The organism is Oceanobacillus halotolerans, assembly GCF_010993955.1.
Taxonomy (GTDB): domain Bacteria; phylum Bacillota; class Bacilli; order Bacillales; family Amphibacillaceae; genus Oceanibacillus_A; species Oceanibacillus_A halotolerans.
Genome location: NZ_WIXL01000008.1, coordinates 60,410 through 78,376, shown reverse-complemented (window position 1 = coordinate 78,376; position 17,967 = coordinate 60,410). Strand labels below are relative to the sequence as shown.

Annotated in this window: 18 protein-coding genes; all 18 read right to left on the bottom strand. The window is 36.7% G+C overall.

Translation table 11 applies throughout. From position 1 onward, the window contains the following. Positions 1-87: 87 nt before the first annotated feature. Positions 88-954: a 4-hydroxy-tetrahydrodipicolinate synthase gene (dapA, locus tag GHC26_RS10755; protein WP_163971273.1), complete on the bottom strand. Its 867-nt coding sequence runs from the start codon at positions 952-954 to the stop codon at positions 88-90. Positions 955-985: 31 nt separating this feature from the next. Further along, complete coding sequence (gene dapG, locus GHC26_RS10750; RefSeq protein WP_163971272.1) at positions 986-2,212, bottom strand: aspartate kinase; 1,227 nt, start codon at positions 2,210-2,212, stop codon at positions 986-988. Positions 2,213-2,227: 15 nt separating this feature from the next. Beyond that, positions 2,228-3,271 (bottom strand): aspartate-semialdehyde dehydrogenase, encoded by a 1,044-nt coding sequence (asd, locus tag GHC26_RS10745; protein WP_163971271.1) that lies wholly within the window; start codon positions 3,269-3,271, stop codon positions 2,228-2,230. Between the two features lie 40 nt (positions 3,272-3,311). Continuing rightward, entirely contained in the window at positions 3,312-3,917 is a 606-nt protein-coding gene (dpaB, locus tag GHC26_RS10740) for a dipicolinate synthase subunit B (protein ID WP_163971270.1), read from the bottom strand. Next, complete coding sequence (dpaA, locus tag GHC26_RS10735) at positions 3,914-4,801, bottom strand: dipicolinic acid synthetase subunit A (protein ID WP_163971269.1); 888 nt, start codon at positions 4,799-4,801, stop codon at positions 3,914-3,916. The genes dpaB and dpaA overlap by 4 nt, the downstream gene beginning before the upstream one ends. Positions 4,802-5,193: 392 nt before the next feature. Further along, complete coding sequence (locus tag GHC26_RS10730) at positions 5,194-5,427, bottom strand: YlmC/YmxH family sporulation protein (protein WP_163971268.1); 234 nt, start codon at positions 5,425-5,427, stop codon at positions 5,194-5,196. A 73-nt stretch (positions 5,428-5,500) separates the two neighbouring features. Then, entirely contained in the window at positions 5,501-6,724 is a 1,224-nt protein-coding gene (locus GHC26_RS10725; protein WP_163971267.1) for a M16 family metallopeptidase, read from the bottom strand. A gap of 31 nt (positions 6,725-6,755) precedes the next feature. Further along, positions 6,756-7,712, bottom strand: a complete 957-nt coding sequence (locus GHC26_RS10720; RefSeq protein WP_163971266.1) for a polysaccharide deacetylase family protein — start codon at positions 7,710-7,712, stop codon at positions 6,756-6,758. Positions 7,713-7,821: 109 nt separating this feature from the next. Continuing rightward, the gene (pnp, locus tag GHC26_RS10715) at positions 7,822-9,939 is read right to left on the bottom strand and encodes a polyribonucleotide nucleotidyltransferase (protein WP_163971265.1); all 2,118 of its coding nucleotides are present in this window, start codon (positions 9,937-9,939) and stop codon (positions 7,822-7,824) included. A 704-nt stretch (positions 9,940-10,643) separates the two neighbouring features. Continuing rightward, a complete protein-coding gene (gene rpsO / locus GHC26_RS10710; protein WP_163971264.1) occupies positions 10,644-10,913 on the bottom strand; it encodes a 30S ribosomal protein S15 in 270 nt (89 codons plus the stop codon). A 521-nt stretch (positions 10,914-11,434) separates the two neighbouring features. Next, on the bottom strand, positions 11,435-12,373 hold the full coding sequence (locus GHC26_RS10705) for a bifunctional riboflavin kinase/FAD synthetase (RefSeq protein ID WP_163971263.1): 939 nt from the start codon (positions 12,371-12,373) through the stop codon (positions 11,435-11,437). A gap of 58 nt (positions 12,374-12,431) precedes the next feature. Beyond that, a complete protein-coding gene (gene truB / locus GHC26_RS10700; RefSeq protein ID WP_163971262.1) occupies positions 12,432-13,328 on the bottom strand; it encodes a tRNA pseudouridine(55) synthase TruB in 897 nt (298 codons plus the stop codon). 101 nt (positions 13,329-13,429) lie between these two features. Further along, positions 13,430-13,774, bottom strand: a complete 345-nt coding sequence (gene rbfA, locus GHC26_RS10695; RefSeq protein ID WP_163971261.1) for a 30S ribosome-binding factor RbfA — start codon at positions 13,772-13,774, stop codon at positions 13,430-13,432. 27 nt (positions 13,775-13,801) lie between these two features. Continuing rightward, a complete protein-coding gene (locus GHC26_RS10690) occupies positions 13,802-14,080 on the bottom strand; it encodes a DUF503 domain-containing protein (RefSeq protein ID WP_163971260.1) in 279 nt (92 codons plus the stop codon). Beyond that, entirely contained in the window at positions 14,077-16,233 is a 2,157-nt protein-coding gene (infB, locus tag GHC26_RS10685; protein WP_163971259.1) for a translation initiation factor IF-2, read from the bottom strand. The genes GHC26_RS10690 and infB overlap by 4 nt, the downstream gene beginning before the upstream one ends. A gap of 15 nt (positions 16,234-16,248) precedes the next feature. Then, positions 16,249-16,548, bottom strand: coding sequence for a YlxQ family RNA-binding protein (locus tag GHC26_RS10680; RefSeq protein WP_163971258.1), 300 nt, complete (start codon positions 16,546-16,548; stop codon positions 16,249-16,251). Next, positions 16,541-16,822: an RNase P modulator RnpM gene (rnpM, locus tag GHC26_RS10675; RefSeq protein ID WP_163971257.1), complete on the bottom strand. Its 282-nt coding sequence runs from the start codon at positions 16,820-16,822 to the stop codon at positions 16,541-16,543. The genes GHC26_RS10680 and rnpM overlap by 8 nt, the downstream gene beginning before the upstream one ends. Before the next feature lie 13 nt (positions 16,823-16,835). Further along, positions 16,836-17,957: a transcription termination factor NusA gene (nusA, locus tag GHC26_RS10670; protein WP_163971256.1), complete on the bottom strand. Its 1,122-nt coding sequence runs from the start codon at positions 17,955-17,957 to the stop codon at positions 16,836-16,838. Positions 17,958-17,967 lie beyond the last annotated feature (10 nt).

Sequence of the window (17,967 nt, the reverse complement as noted above, 5' to 3'; positions counted from 1 at the left end):
ATCATTACCCTTTAGTATGAGCGAAAAAAAGAGTAACATGCGAAATAGGATAAAAAAACATCGGCTTATCTAAGGCCGATGTTTTTCTTATGATTTTAATAATTGTTCTAGGTTGTTATTCTCTTCTGTAGTCAGTGGTACTAATGGAAGACGTACACTTCCAACATCAATTCCTTTTAATGCTAAAGCAGCTTTTACTGGCGTAGGAGATGGTGCTTGGAATAATCCATTCATAACAGGCAATAATTTCCGATGAATAGAAGCAGCTTCGGTAACATTGCCTTGTCGATATGCTTCTACCATAGATTGCATTTCTTTTCCGATCACATGAGATGCAACGGATACAACACCATCAGCACCAATGGATAGCATCGGTAATGTGGACCCATCATCTCCACAATAAACAGAGAAATCATCTCGTGTTTTTTCGATAATTTCCGCTGCTTGATCAAAGTCACCAGTTGCTTCTTTGATTGATACGATATTTTCGATTTCACTCAATCGTATAATAGTATCTGCAGACATTTTCACAACCGATCGACCAGGAATATTATAAAGCATAACTGGTAATGATGTTTCATTGGCAACTGTCTTAAAATGCTCATATAAACCTTGTTGGTTTGGTTTATTATAATATGGAGCCACTAGCATCACACCATCGACACCACTTTTTTCGGCTTCCTTCGTTAAGTCGACGGTGGTTTTAGTGTTATTGCTACCTGTACCAGCAATAACAGGGACACGTTTGTTTACGACACGTACAACATGGTGAAATAAATCAATTTTTTCATCCTTTGATAGTGTTGGGGATTCTCCAGTGGTACCAGTTATTACTAATCCTTCTGTTCCATTAGCTAATAAATATTCAATTAATTTAGTGGTTTGATCGAGATCAACATTTCCTGCTTTATCAAACGGTGTAACCATTGCCGTTAATACATTTCCAAAATTCATTACGCTTCACCCTTCTTTTTTCGATAATTAATCAGGACTGTGTGATATTACCTAGTTCAAATACCTCATGCAATGCGTTGACCGCAGTTTTTACATCCTTTTCTCGGATTAACACCCAGATGGTTGTGTGGCTATCAGCTGATTGTAATATTTGTACACCTTCATCTGTTAAGGCTTGCACAATTCGAGAAGCAACACCAGGAACCCCAGTCATACCAGCCCCAACAGCAGAGACTTTCGCACAATTTTCTACGATCGTCGGTTCAAATCCTAATGTTTCTAAGATATGAATTGCCTTTTCCGTATTTTCTTTTGGAACGGTATATATAACCCCTGTTGGTGAAATATTGATAAAATCTACCGATATACCAGCTTCAGCCATCGCTTTAAAAATTTCCGATTGTAAGTGGTAGGATTCTTCTTTTGTTTGCACATTTATTTGCGTAATGGAATCGATGTGTGCTATCCCTGTTATCAAACGATCTGTAATATCTCTTCCTATCTCTTGTGCTCTAGATGCAGTAACTAAAGTTCCTTCATCTTGTAAATACGTCGAGCGTACACGCATCGGAATTTTAGCTTGCATTGCAATTTCAACTGCACGTGGATGAACAACCTTAGCACCTTGATAAGCTAAGTTGCAAATCTCTGTATAGGTTACAACATCTAAAGGCCTAGCAGATTCAACAACACGTGGGTCGGCTGTCATAATTCCGTTAACATCAGTAAATATTTCAATACACTCTGCTTGTAATGTAGCACCTAGAGCAGCTGCAGTAGTATCGCTGCCACCCCGACCAATCGTCGTAATATCACCATCTTTGGTTTGTCCTTGAAATCCTGCTACAACAACAACATCATTTGTTTCAAGTTCTTCCAATATTCGTTTTGGGTTTACTTCCTTTATCTTTGCTTTTGTAAAGTCATCATTTGTGACAAAGCCTGCTTGTGCTCCAGTTAAAGCGGTGGCTGTAATATGATGTTTTTTAAGTTCATTAGATAGTACAACAGAGGCAATCGTTTCCCCACAAGACATTAGTAAATCAAGTTCACGATTTGAACTATAGCCTGCAGGAAAATCGACCATATTTAATAGTGTATCTGTCGCATATGGGGCAGGTTTTCTTCCTAATGCCGAAACAACAACAACAATTTTATAATTTTTTACTAACGCATTCTTAATGTGTTTAATCACATGGTCGCGATTTTCTTCCGTTTGTACAGATGTTCCACCGAACTTTTGAACTAAAACCTGCATTGTCACACCTCTATCTTATAACCATTTATTTTCCACTAAACGCTCTGCAATTTGAACCGTATTCCATGCAGCACCTTTTAGAAGATTGTCAGACACAATCCAAAGATGGAAACCATTTGGTTGATCCAAATCTTTTCGAACTCTGCCAACAAAAACTTCCTCTTTATTTGCGGCACTTAATGGAGTTGGGTATGTTTGAGAACTTGGGTCATCTTCTAATACAATTCCTTCTGCATCTCGAAGTTTATTCCACAAGTCCTCAACAGTTATATCATTATTTCCAACTTCAACATAAACACTTTCAGCATGAGAGGTGAAGAATGGTAAACGAACACAAGTAGCTGCAACAGATAAATTATCTGCATGCATTATCTTTTTCGTTTCATTAATCATCTTCATTTCTTCAAACGTATAGCCATTATCTTGAAATACATCAATTTGTGGTAATGCATTAAATGCAATTGGATAATGTTTTTCTTCTCCTTTTACAGGTAAAATAGAAGCTTCTAATTCGTTGTTGTCTAAAAATTGTTTCGACTGATTTTCTAATTCATCTGCAGCCTGAGTACCTGCACCTGATACTGCTTGATAAGTTGAAACGATAACACGCTTCAACCCAAAAGAATCTTGAATTGGTTTTAAAGCTGCAACCATTTGGATTGTTGAACAGTTCGGGTTCGCAATTATTCCATTATGCTGTTTTATATCAGCTTCATTTACTTCTGGTACTACTAATGGCACATTTTCGTCCATACGAAAAGCACTCGTATTATCAATTACAACAGCACCACGTTTTACTGCCTCTGGTGCAAGTTGTTTAGATACGGAACCACCTGCAGAAAATAAGGCAATATCTACCCCATTAAAACTTTCTGGTGTAGCCTCTTCTATGGTTACTTCTTCATTCTTAAACATAACCTTATTTCCTGCCGAACGTTTGGATGCTAATAATTTAAGTTGATTAATTGGAAAAGCTTTCTTTTCTAACATTTGTATTATCTTTTCACCAACTGCACCTGTTGCACCAACTACTGCTACATTATAAAGATCTTTTGCCATATAGATGACTCCTTTCACACTTATGAAACATATAACGAATTTATTTTACCATATTTGACGTATGATGAGGAATAATAATTGGTTGGAGTTGTTCATTTTGAAGAGCAGTTTCAATCGTACTTGGTATATATTCCATGTGAGATACTAAGGAATTAGGCTTTTTAAATGGATCATCTTGCCCATATGGAACAAAATAGATTCCTTTTGTGGCCATTAAACGCATTAGGTTAACACCATTTAAGCCAAGAGCATCATTTGTAGAAATACCTAACACAATAGGATTTCCATTTCTTAATGTTGATTTTGCCGCCATTAAAACAGGTGAATCATTCATAGCATTTGCAAACTTGCTTAAAGAGTTCCCTGTCATAGGTGCAATGACCATACAATCTACTGGATTTTTTGGACCTAATGGCTCTGCTTCCGGTATCGTAGAAATGACACGTTTCCCTGCAATTGCCTCAATTTTTGCAATATGATCATTAGCTTTACCAAATTTTGTATCCGTATTCCTAACCGTATACGACACGATCGGAACTACATCTGCCTTTAAGTCAACTAGTCGCTCTATTTGTGGAATCACCTTATGATAAGTAGAATGAGACCCAGTTAAACCAAAACCGATACGTTTTCCTTCTAATGTCATACAGTTAACTCCTTTCCATCTTCCATAAATTGAATGATGACATCCGCTATGATTTTACCAGCGGTTTTTGGAGCAACAACACCTGGTAAACTCTTTGCTAAGATTGCTTTAATTCCCCGCTGCTCAGCATAATCAAAATCTGTGCCACCAGGTTTTGAAGCTAGGTCATAAATCAGTGCATGTGTGGGAAGATGTTGAATAGATTTTTTTGTAATGACATGTGCAGGAATGGTATTAATTAAAATATCACATCGATGTGTATAGTAATGAAGATCTTTTAGCGGAATTGCTTCTAGACCCATTTCTGTGATTCGAGCTAATTCTTTTATGCTATTGGATGCGACCGATACTTTTGCACCAAGAGCGGAAAATTTATTACTAACGGTGTGCCCTACTCTACCAAATCCAGTTACAATGACTCGTGAATCATGAATAGTATAATCAGTATGTTCAATTGCCATCATGATTGTTCCTTCGGCAGTTGGTATGGAATTATAGATAGCTACATCATCACGATCTAAAAGTGGAATTAACGAAAGATTTCCATGTGCTGATACCTTCTCTAAATAATCGTTGGCAATTCCTGTGAAGATCATCGTATTTTTTCTTAATTGTGAAAACCAATCTTCTGTTAATTGAATGGTATGATCAGAAAACACTGTCTCTACGTTACCATTTTCATCTGTACCCGTTATGGGTAAAACGACAGCATCTAGCTGATCAACTTCTAAGTCTGAGAATTCAACCTGCTTTAACCCTGTAAAACCTTGGTTAATTTTATCGAATCCAATGATATATATAGTGGTATCGTTCAATGTTTGTAGTTGATGAATTAATTCTAAATATCTAGCGTCCCCGCCTATTACAGCGATATGTTGATTCATTATGTTAACACCTCTCTGGATTATGCACTTTTTACATTTCGTTATAGCTTATGTTGCTATCATTGGTTGGTGATTCTCATTTAAAAAAATCTTAGAAAAACTCGCATTCGCTCGTCCTTTAGCGAATGTGTTAGTTTTTCTTATACTTGGGACATCTAAATTTTAGCAACGTCGAGTCTACTTCTTAGCTAAAATTTTATACTTTCCTAACGTGTTAGAAAAACTCGCATTCGCTCGTACTTTAACGAATGTGTTAGTTTTTCTTATACTTGGGACATTAAAATTTTGCAACATCGAGTCCACTCCTTAGCTAAAATTTTATACTTTCCCAACGTGCAAAAAAAGGCTAGTACCTATAAGAGGTACTAGCCTTTCCTAAAAATAGAATAGGATTAATCCATTTCGACCATAATCATATCTTCTCCTATTTTTTTTATCGCATTCCAATGTATTTTTTCTTCTTCTCCTTCTTTTTTTAGCCCAAACCATTTATAATTTGGGATAATAAACGACTGGATTTGACCAGACTTTTCATCGATTTCCAAATCAGTTTGACCTAAAACCCCTAAACGTGATCCATGTCTGATATTAACGATTTCTTTCCCACTAATATCACTATATCGCACTACTATCCCCTCCCAGCAACTGCTATTATTACAATATATGCGTATAAAAATAACCTATGCGTTAACACATAGGTTATTTTTGCTTCTCAGGTGCTATTAAAGCTGTTGCATTTGGTTGATTAAATACAGTTTGGATCACATGGCTAATTGAATCATGATCAACAGCATCAATTTGATGAATCATTTCATCTAATGTACGATGACGTTGTAATAATAATTCATTTTTACCATTGCGACTCATCCGACTATTTGTACTTTCCAAACTTAGCATCAAGTTGCCTTTAAGTTGTTCTTTACTATTATTTAGTTCTTTATTTGTTAATCCTTCTTTTCGCAGTGTATCAACCGTTTTGTGGATTGTATCCTGCAGCAGTGGGAGCTGCTCTTTTCCTGTTCCACCATAAATGGTCAACAATCCATGATCCAGGAACGAAGAATGGTAGGAAAACACGGCATATGCTAGTCCCTGTTCTTCACGGACTTCTTGAAATAACCTTGAACTCATTGAACCTCCAAGAACGTTATTCATTACAATCAGGCTATAAATAGCCTCATCTTCTACCGAAAGTCCATTATAGCCAATACATAGATGGGCTTGTTCGGTATCTTTATTTCGTTCGATATGATTGCCCAGGAAAGTTGGTTTATCTATCTTAGTCGTTCCTGCTTCCGTCGTATAGTTTCCAAAATATTGATCAATTTTTTTTACAAATGCATCATCCACATTCCCAGCTACAGATACCACTACATTCTCTGGTGTATAACGACTGTTCATATATTGATGTAGGTGGTCAGGTGTAAAAGATTGTAGCTGCTTTTCTGTTCCTAATATAGGATGGCCTAATGGATGGTCGCCAAATGATGCACGTGCTAACAAATCATGGACAATATCATCTGGTGTATCTTCATACATTTTAATTTCTTCTAGTACGACTTTCTTTTCCCGTTCCATTTCCTCCGCATCAAAGGAGGAATGGAAGAACATATCTGCTAAAATATCAAGAGCATATTCTTTGTGTGTATCAATTACTTTTGCATAAATACATGTATACTCCTTAGATGTAAATGCATTAACCTGGCCTCCAACAGCATCGAATGCTTCAGCAATGTCTTTGGCAGAGCGATTTTCCGTTCCTTTAAAAAACATGTGCTCTAAAAAATGAGAAATACCATTATTTTTTTCTGATTCATTTCTAGATCCAGTTAATATCCATATTCCAATGGTAACAGAACGAACTGTTGGGATATGTTCCGTTACAATTCGTAGACCATTTTTACTTGTATGTTTTTCAATCACAATAGATCCTCCTATGTGTACTAGTTCATTCTTACCTTTCTTCACTCAATAATTTGTCAATTGGGCCTATTCTATACCCTTTATCTTGTATCGTGACAATTATTTCTTCTAACCCCTGTGCAATGGACGATGTAGGATGCATTAAAACCATTGCACCTGGGTGGATTTTATTATTTATGCGGTTTATCATAACAGAAACTGACGGATTCTTCCAATCAATTGTATCTACACTCCAAAGAATCGTTTCCATTTTTAAATCATATGCCACATCCACCACTTGATCATTGTAATTACCACTTGGTGGTGCAAACCACTTTGGAGTTTCACCTATAATTGCCTTAATAATTTCATTTGTTTGTGTCAGTTGTTCCCGTACTTCTTGTTTAGATAATCGTTCCATATTAGGATGATTATATGCGTGATTACCAATCACATGATTTTGTTCATCAATCATTTTGACGTAATCAGAATTCTCTTTTGCCCACTTACCTTCTATAAAAAATGCTGCTTTCACATCATGTTTTTTCAACACGTTCAATATGTGTGGGATATGTTCTCCACCCCAAGAAACATTAATTAAGAAGGAAACCATGTCTTTTTCGGGATGTCCCCGATAGATCGGTGCAGCTGGTAAATCCTTTAATGTTACATCTGGTGGAATTTCATTAAATACAAGTAATGACTCATTAAATGTTTTCTCCTTTTTCATTTGTTTATACGATTTATCGATATCCACTTCTAGTCCATTTAGACCAGGCATCTTTTTCCATACCTCATCAATCACAGCATCTTGAGGAGGTTCAGTATAGTCATAGCTTTTTTCTGATATTTCGATGTACAAGGGATCCTCCGTCTTTGCTACACCTTCCGTAAATTGAAAATCATCCATCCTCTCATTTAGTTCAAATGGATTATAATCATAATTAAATGTTATTAGAACAACAAAAGCAAACACGATCATATGAATATATTTACCATAACGATACATATCCATGCCTCCTCCTCTCTTCATTCTTATGAAGGAGGGGGACAAGATATGAAAAATGAATATCCTTAGAATAAAAAAAGAAACTGGTTTGCCAGCTTCTTGTTTTATATTACGATTTAGATTTAGCTTCCTTGTCCTTTTGTTCTTTTAAAACTGCCTTACGGGAAACATTAACACGACCTTGATTATCAATCTCTTTTACTTTTACTAGGATTTCATCACCAATTGAGACGACATCTTCTACTTTGTTAATACGTTCCTCAGCTAGTTCAGAAATATGAACAAGGCCATCTTTACCTTTAAACAGTTCAACAAAAGCACCAAATTTTTCGATTCGTTTTACTTTCCCTAAATACATTTCACCAACTTGGACTTCACGAACCAAATCTTCAATAATTTGCTTAGCTTTATCGTTCATTTTCGCATCCGTAGATGAAATGAAAATTTTACCATCTTGTTCAATATCAATTTTAACGCCTGTTTCATCAATAATCTTATTAATTTGTTTACCACTTGGACCGATTACATCACGAATTTTATCTGGATTAATACTCATCGTTAAAATCTTCGGCGCATATTGCGAAAGTTCGGCATTAGGTTCCCGGATGGTAGCTAACATTGAATCTAATATTTGCATACGGCCTTTTTTCGCTTGGTTTAGTGCTTCTTCTAAAATATCACGTGATAGACCATCAATCTTAATGTCCATTTGCAATGCTGTAACACCTTGCTCTGTCCCAGCTACTTTAAAGTCCATGTCACCTAAAGCATCTTCCATCCCCTGAATATCTGTAAGGATCGTATAGTCATCCCCAGACTTCACTAGCCCCATTGCTATACCTGCAACTGGTGATTTAATTGGAACGCCTGCATCCATCATTGCTAGTGTACTCGCACAAATACTTGCTTGGGAAGTAGAGCCATTGGATTCTAATACTTCGGAAACTAAACGAATGGTGTATGGAAACTCTTTTTCAGAAGGAACTACTTTTTCAAGTGCCCGTTCCCCTAATGCTCCATGACCAATCTCACGACGACCAGGGCCTCTAATAGGACCTGTTTCCCCTACACTATATTGTGGAAAATTATAGTGATGCATAAACCGCTTTGATTCTTCCAAATCAAGCCCATCTAGTATTTGTACATCTCCTAATGCACCTAATGTACAAATGCTGAGTGCTTGTGTCTGTCCTCTTGTAAATAAACCTGAACCATGCGTTCTTGGAAGTACACGTACACGAGAAGAAAGAGGACGTATTTCATCAATTTTACGACCATCAGGACGTACTTTTTCTTTTGTAATAAGTCGGCGAACTTCTTCTTTAACTAACTTATCTAAAATGGATTGTACTTGTTTTATAATTTCTTCCTCTTCTTCTTCATAAGCAGCAAGTACTTCCTCTTTAGTATTACTAATTGCTAGTTCACGTGCATGCTTTTCCTTAACCTGTATGGCCTCTTTAATTTTGTCTTTTGCTTCTTCTTCTACCTTAGCAGTTAAAGTTTCATCTAATTGAATTAATTTAACATCTGATTTTTCAGCTCCAACTGCTTGTACAATTTCTTCTTGAAAGGCAACAAGTCGTTTAATTTCTTCATGACCAAACATGATAGCCTCTAACATCACTTCTTCTGGTACTTCATTTGCACCAGCTTCTACCATGTTTATGGCATCTTTTGTACCTGCAACCGTTAAATCAATATCACTTTTTTCCTCTTGTTCAATGGTTGGATTAATGACAAATTCACCATCAACTCGTCCAACATGAACACCTGCAATTGGTTCAGCAAATGGGATATCTGAAATGCTTAAGGCAATGGATGAACCAATCATCGCAGCTATTTCAGATGAACAATCCTGATCCACACTCATAACCGTACTGATCACTTGTACTTCATTTCGAAATCCGTCTGGAAACATCGGACGAATTGGACGATCAATTAATCTGGACGACAGAATCGCTTTTTCACTTGGTCTTCCTTCCCTTTTAATGAAACCCCCTGGAATTTTTCCGACAGCATATAGCCGCTCCTCATAATTTACGGTTAATGGAAAAAAAGGTAAATCTTTTGGTTCATTTGATGCAGTCGCTACAGATAATACAGATGTATCTCCATAACGGATCATACATGCACCATTTGCTTGTTTTGCTAATTCTCCAGTTTCGACGATAAATGGTTTACCAGCAATTTCAGTGGAGAATTCTTGTTTTTCTTCTTCTGCCATGTATGTTGTACTCCTTTCTTTAAACATTCTATCTCTCATTTTATAGTTTATAAGCGTAATTGTAAATTTTATGTAAGTAAAATTTTACTGCATGATTAGATGACCTTTTAGAAGAGCACTTTGTTTAAGCTCTTTTCGTATTCTTTGTTATTTTTAATGTTTCTTCTTCTATATAATGCGTCGTTATTCAACTTCCTTTACTTCGATCCTTTTAAAGATGAGTGCAATTCAATGCTGTGTGAAAGCGAAATGTTCTGCTGGAACGGTAAGTTAAGACGCATCATTTATCAACTATGCTTAATCTTTTAGAAAACAGCCTTATTTATTGTATTTAAAAGAAAAACCTTTTTTGAAAGTATAAAAAGTTGGCCTTATTACTCTTTTATAGGAAAGGCCACGTCCAACTCCGAGCGATTGATGTCCTAGTTCCGACAGAAATAAGGACGCATGAATTTTCATCGGCCAGCGCCTACCCCCTCGAGGTCATAAGTCAATCCACATTACGCGCAAAAAGCACCAGGTCGAGGCTTGGCAGATAAGAAAACTTTCTTACTGCATAAGTGCAACTAAGGCTTTCGCCACTTGGCGACAAGCCAAGTTTTCTAATCGGGGGTGATCAAGGCTCTTCTAGCTTTTGTTCTGATAGATAGAGAAAAAATTATTTTCTCTGCAAAAAAAGCAGGATTGCTCCTGCTTTTTTCTTACTAGCGACGTAGTCCCAGCCTTTTAATTAGTTCACGGTAACGTGTAACATCTTTTTTACGTAGGTAATTAAGTAAATTACGACGTTTACCAACCATTTTTAAGAGCCCACGACGTGAGTGATGGTCCTTTTTATGGGTACGTAAATGCTCATTCAATTTAGTGATTTCTTCCGTAAGTACTGCAATTTGTACCTCTGGAGAACCAGTGTCATTGTCATGAACTTTGAATTCATTAATGATTTCATTTTTACGTTCTTTTGTGATAGCCATTTGGCGCACCTCCTATTATTTTCATATCCCCTATCCCCTAGCAAACGTCGGAGTTTCGATTTGCCAAGAGAAGGTTTTACGTTCCTTAGATTACATGATTTAGACGAGAAATGCAAGGATAAACTGTGAAAATACTAGAATTGGTTTTTTTTACAAGAAAGTATAAAAAAGTTGGCCTCATTACTACCTCTCATAGGAAAAGCCACGTCCAGCTTCGAGCGATTGACGTCCTAGTGCTGGCGTTGCGATTGACGTGACGATTTTAGCCAGTGAGAGCGATTGACTCCTAGTGCCGATAGAAATAAGGATGCCCGAGTTTTCATCGGCCAGCGCCTACCCCCTCGAGTTCATAAGTCAAGCCACATTACGCGCAAAAAGCACCACCTCAAGGCTTGACTTATGCTTGGCAGATAAGAAACTACTTACTGCATAAGTGCAGCTAAGGCTTTCCCCATTAAAACTTGGCGACAAGCCAAGCTTTCTAATCGGGATAATCAAGACGCTTCTAGCTTTTGTTCCTATTATTTAGCAAAATATTGACGAATAATCTTTTCATCATTTGTGATTTCTTCGACCAGTTCATCTACTCCACTAAACTTTTCTTCATTTCGAATAAATTTGTACCAAAACACTTTTAATTCTTCTCCATACAAATTATGGGTAACATCAAATATATGAACCTCTACAATTGGCTCGATAATATCTGATGTAAAGGTTGGCTTCACACCAATACTTGCCATTGCCTCGTATATATCTCCCCTATACTGCACTTTTACAGCGTAAACACCGTTTTTAGGTAATAAAGCATCTGGACTCACACGTAAATTAGCAGTCGGATAACCAATTGTTCTACCTCGTTGTTCACCTTCAACAACAGTACCATAAGTACTTAAGGGTCTCCCTAATAGGTAATTAGCTTCCTCCATGTCACCTTGTTGCAAGAGTTCTCGGATTCTAGTAGAACTAACCTTTTGTTCATTTGAAGTAACTTTGTCGATGGTTGTATAATCAAAGAAACCTTTAGCGTGATCCGCTATTACTTGCATATTTCCTTTTCCTTTATGACCATACGTAAAATCGAAACCTGCAACTAAATGTTTAATATTCAATCCAATAATGAAATGTTTAATAAACTGTTCTGGTGCTAACGAGGCAAGTGATATATCAAACGTAATAATATAAAGCCGATCTACACCAAGTGCTTCTAAAATTTCTTGCTTCTCTCGGAAAGGGGTAATATATTTTACATCTTTTGTCCCCTTACTTAATACCACTGATGGATGAGGATAGAACGTAATAACAGCTGTTTCCATCTGTTGCTCTTTTGCTTTTTGGCTAGCAGTTTGAATAACTTTTTGGTGTCCCTTATGTATCCCATCAAAAAAACCGATAGCTGCTATAGTTTCCGGTAGATCTTCTTGAATAAACGTATGAGGATAGATCAATTCAATCGTTTGCAATGGTTTTCACCTACACTTATTTCATTTCTCTTAATTAAAATGCTTCTATTCCTACCACCTATCCAACTGGAAAGACACGTACAGGTTTGATTTCGTTTGAATTTGTTGGATGCTTTTGATAGATTGCTAATAATTGTTGACCGTACATTACCATAAATGGGTCAGATTTTACTAATTGACCTGTTTTTTTTAGTTTCTGCCCATGTAGTACTTTTTCCTTTGTTGATGAATCAACATCTACACGATCTAAATGGCTTAAGCCTTCTGTTAGCGGTAAAAGGAGCGACATCGCTTGATCTTGTTGAACTTTTTTTTCAATTACATCAAAGGAACATGCCTCATTTGATGTAATTGAGCCAGTAGCTGTTCGGGTTAAATCTGACATGTGTGCTGGATATCCAAGTGCTTTTCCAATATCAACACATAATGTCCGTATATATGTACCTTTTGAACAAACCACTTTAAATTTAATTCGTTTATGTTTTGGATCATGATCTAAATAGTCTAACGTATAAATTGTGATTTCTCTTGTAGGTCTTTCCACTGTTTCATTTGCTCTTGCATACTCGTATAGTTTTTTGCCGTTTACTTTAACAGCTGAATACATTGGTGGAATTTGAATTTGTTTTCCCTTAAATGATTGTAGCATGTTTTCAATTATTTGTTTAGATGGCATGTTTGCAACTGACTTTTGCTTTATTATTTCCCCTTGAGCATCTTCTGTATCTGTTGCACTGCCTAATTCTAACTCTGCTATGTATGTTTTTTTCGTATCTGTTAAAAAAGGAACGATCTTAGTCGCAGCACCAATACAGATTGGTAAGACACCTTCTACCTCTGGGTCTAGTGTACCAGTATGACCTACTTTTTTGGTACCAAATAATTTTCTAATTTTCACAACACAATCATGGGATGTCATTCCTTTTGGCTTCCATAACGGCAAAATACCATCCATAATTAAGCCCTCCATTTTACGTCCTGCATATTCTTGAAAAACTATGGAAAAATCTGACTTAAACCTACGTCGGTTAAGCCAGATTTTCACCATCACATGTATCATTTATTATTTAAATCACGCAAAATCGTTTCAATCCGATTGCCATATTCATAAGCCTCATCAAATTCAAACGTAAGCTCCGGAGTTTTCCGTAGTCGAATACGGCTACCAATTTCAGAACGAATAAATCCCTTTGCTTTTGCTAATCCAACTAATGTGTCCTGCTTTTGTTTTTCGTCACCTAACACAGAAATATAAATTTTAGCCTGCTGCAAATCACCAGTTACTTCAACATCGGTTACTGTTACAAACCCAACGCGTGGATCTTTAATTTTCTGGGTTAGTATCCCACCAAGTTCTTTTTTCATCTGTTCTGCTACACGATTTGCACGTAAATCGCTCATCGAATCACCTCTATCAATTAGCAGCCTTTATACATGTTCAATGTTCGTTATGGTACGTTCTAGTTCAGAATAATTATCAATTCGTTGTAGAACTCGTTGTAAGACTTGTTCAGCGTGTTTCGTATTGTTGGAAATGGTAACAATACCGATTTTAGTTCTTTGCCATAAATCATGATAGTCTAGCTCTGTTAATGCCACATTAAATTCTTGACGTAATTTTTGAAATAACCGTTTTATAATCGAGCGTTTATCCTTTAAGGAGTGACCTTCATACATCATACACTCAATCTCAGCATAAAGGATCATTTTCGTTCAATTTCCTCCATAACAAAGGCTTCAATAATATCGCCTTCTTTAATGTCATTGAAGTTCTTAATGGTAATTCCACATTCATAGTTTTGTGCAACTTCTTTCACGTCATCTTTAAAACGTTTTAAATCATCAATTTCACCTTCAAATTGCACAACGCCATCCCGAATTAGTCGAACTCCAGAATCTCTTGTGATTTTGCCATCTGTTACATAGCTTCCAGCAATTGTACCAATACGCGACACTTTAAAGATCTCACGTACCTCAGCCTGCCCAATTACTTTTTCCTCGTATTCTGGGTCAAGCATCCCTTTCATTGCTGATTCAATTTCTTCCATCACTTTATAAATGACACGGTGCAAGCGAATATCTACTTTTTCTGTTTCTGCTGCTTTTTTTGCATTGGCATCTGGCCGAACATTGAAACCAATAACAATTGCATTGGATGCAGATGCTAAGATAATGTCAGATTCTGAAATTGCACCAACACCAGTGTGGATAATATTTATTTTGACACCTTCCACATCAATTTTTTGTAAAGAAGTTGCTAAGGCTTCCGCAGATCCTTGAACATCTGCCTTAATAATGATGTTGATATCCTTCATTTCACCTTGTTTTATTTGCTCAAATAGATCATCTAAACTAACTTTTGTTTGCTCAGTTCGTGTTTCTTGAATGTGCTTTTGTTGACGTGCTTCGCCAATTTGACGTGATTTTTTCTCATCGGAGAATACTAGGAACTGATCCCCTGCTTGTGGAACATCATTTAAGCCAGTTATTTCGACAGGTGTTGAAGGCCCTGCTTCCTCTAAGCGTTGCCCTAGTTCATTCACCATTGCACGAACACGACCAAATGTGTTCCCTACAACGAGTGAATCGCCAACACGTAATGTTCCTTCTTGAACAAGTAATGTGGCAACAGAACCTTTTCCCTTATCTAATTGTGCATCAATTACACTACCAAATGCATTTTTATTTGGGTTCGCTTTTAGCTCCTCTACTTCTGCTACAAGTAAAATCATTTCCAGTAAATCATCTATACCTTCACCTTGTAGAGCAGAAAGAGGTACAAAGATTGTGTCGCCACCCCAATCTTCCGGTATCAATTCATACTCCGTCAGTTCTTGCATTACTCGGTCAGGGTTTGCACCTTCTTTATCAATTTTATTGACAGCAACAATAATCGGTACCTCAGCAGCTTTAGCATGGTTAATTGCTTCAATTGTTTGTGGCATCACACCATCATCAGCAGCTACTACTAAGATCGCAATATCAGTTACTTGTGCTCCACGAGAACGCATGCTTGTGAAAGCGGCATGACCTGGTGTATCTAAAAACGTTACTTTTTTATTGCCACTTTCTACTTGGTATGCACCAATATGTTGGGTAATTCCACCAGCTTCACCTTCTGTAACCTTCGTATGGCGTATTGCATCCAATAGTGTAGTTTTACCATGGTCAACATGGCCCATGATCGTTACAACAGAAGGACGCTCGTCAAGATCTTCTTCTTTATCTTCTTCACGATATTTATCAAAATCTGTTTCATCTAAAATAATTTCTTTTTCAACTTCGACTCCATATTCAGAACAGATTAGTTCAACAGCATCATCATCTAAATCTTGATTTTTTGTGGCCATTACACCCAAAAACATAAGCTTTTTAATAATTTCAGACGGCTCTTTATGCAGTTTTTCCGCTAAATCACTTACATTTAATGTTTCGCTATACGTGATTTTGTTCGGGGTATTTTGTTTCTTTGGCTGCTGTTGATTTCCTGATGGATTATTAGCTTTTCCTTTTCCATTCTTTTGATGCTTATTTTTATGTTTATCTTGTTTCCGATTAGGTTTTTGTTTCCTTTTATTTGAATGCTTTTTTGAATCTTGGTTAGATTGATTTGGCTTTGTTTGTTTACGGTTTTGCTGTTTATCTTCATTTTTCGATTTGTCCGCTTTATTAGTAGAATCTGGTTTAGTAGAAGTCTCTTGTTTTTGTGCGAATTGCTTATCTAATTTTGCTTTAGTATCTTCCGTTATTGTTGACATATGATTGGACACTTCTACCCCAATACTTTTTAGATGTTCAATCACATTTTTACTTGATGTATTCTTTTCTTTTGCATATTCATATATTCGTGTTTTACTCATACATTCACCCCCGAATTATTTAGCGAGTAACGATTTAATTTTAGTTGCAAATCCTTCGTCTAAAATCGCAACAGCTACTCTATGTGACTTTCCTATAGCTTGTGATAGTGTTTCTCTATCATCTACAATTCGTAAAGGTATACCATACGAATTACATTTATCTGTTATTTTCTTTCTTGTTTGTGCACCTGTATCATTAGCTAATAACACTAACTTAGCACGTTTTCCTTTAATGTCACGGATAATGCTTTCTTCCCCAATGGAACATTTTCTAGCTCGAAATGCGAGACCAACAATGTTTAAGTAACTATTCATTACCTGAGTTTCCTTGTACATATTGTTCTAGTTCATCAAAGATACTTATATCGACTTCCGTATCAAACTGTCGATTTAAGATACCTGTTTTTTTAGCTTTTCGAATGACATCTGAATCTTTTGTTAGGTAGGCACCTCGACCATTTTGTTTACCTGTTGGGTCGACAAAAACCTTTCCTTCTTTATTTCGAACAATACGGATTAACTCCTTTTTTGGTCGCATTTCATTTGTAACAATACATTTTCGTAAAGGTACCTTTCGCTTTCGGACCATTTAAATCTCCTCCTTATTCAAACAAATCGCCATCAATGTCAGAATAAGCACTCTCCTCATTCGTATTTTCTTCATCTACATCATCGGATAGCAGTCCTTCTTCTCTAGCTTCTGATTCACTTTTAATATCAATCTTCCAACCCGTTAACTTAGCAGCAAGTCGTGCATTTTGCCCTCTTTTTCCAATTGCTAATGATAATTGATAATCAGGGACAATGACCGTTGTTGCTTTCTCTTCTTCATCTACAATTACTTCTAATACTTTTGATGGGCTTAACGCATTGGTTACAAATACGACAGGGTCTTCTGACCATTCTACTACATCAATTTTTTCCCCTTTTAATTCATTCACAATCGCTTGAACACGCTGACCTTTTTGACCAACACAAGAACCAACTGCATCCACCTCTGGGTCTTCTGCATGAACAGAAATTTTAGAACGGTCCCCAGCTTCACGAGCTACAGATTTGATTTCCACAACCCCATCATATATTTCCGGAACCTCCATTTCGAACAACCGTTTAAGAAGTCCTGGGTGTGTTCGAGAAATATAAATTTGTGGTCCTTTACTTGTACTTTCCACTTTTGTAACAAACACTTTAATTCGATCATGGACATGGTATTCCTCTGTTGGCATCTGTTCAGAAGCGGCTAGTTTTGCTTCTACTTTACCTAAATGAACATACACAAAGCGCGGATCTTTTCGTTGAATGATTCCTGTCATTACATCTTCTTCTCGTTCGACATACTCATTAAAAATCACGCCTCGTTCCGCTTCACGGACACGTTGAGTGACGACTTGTTTCGCTGCCTGTGCCGCAATCCTTCCAAAATCTTTTGGGGTTACTTCTACTTCGATAATATCGTCCAATTCATAATTTGGATCTATTTCTTTTGCTTCATCTAATGAAATCTCCTGTTGTGGATCATCTGTTTCTTCTACAACCGTTTTACGAGCATATACACGCATAGATCCATGCTCTTCATCTAAATCGACACGTACATTATTAGCTGATTTAAAGTTCTTTTTATATGCTGATATTAATGCAGCTTCTAATGCTTCTAACAAAATGTCTTTATCAATACCCTTTTCCTTTTCTAAATAATCAATCGCATCAAACAATTGACTGCTCACTTTCTTTTCC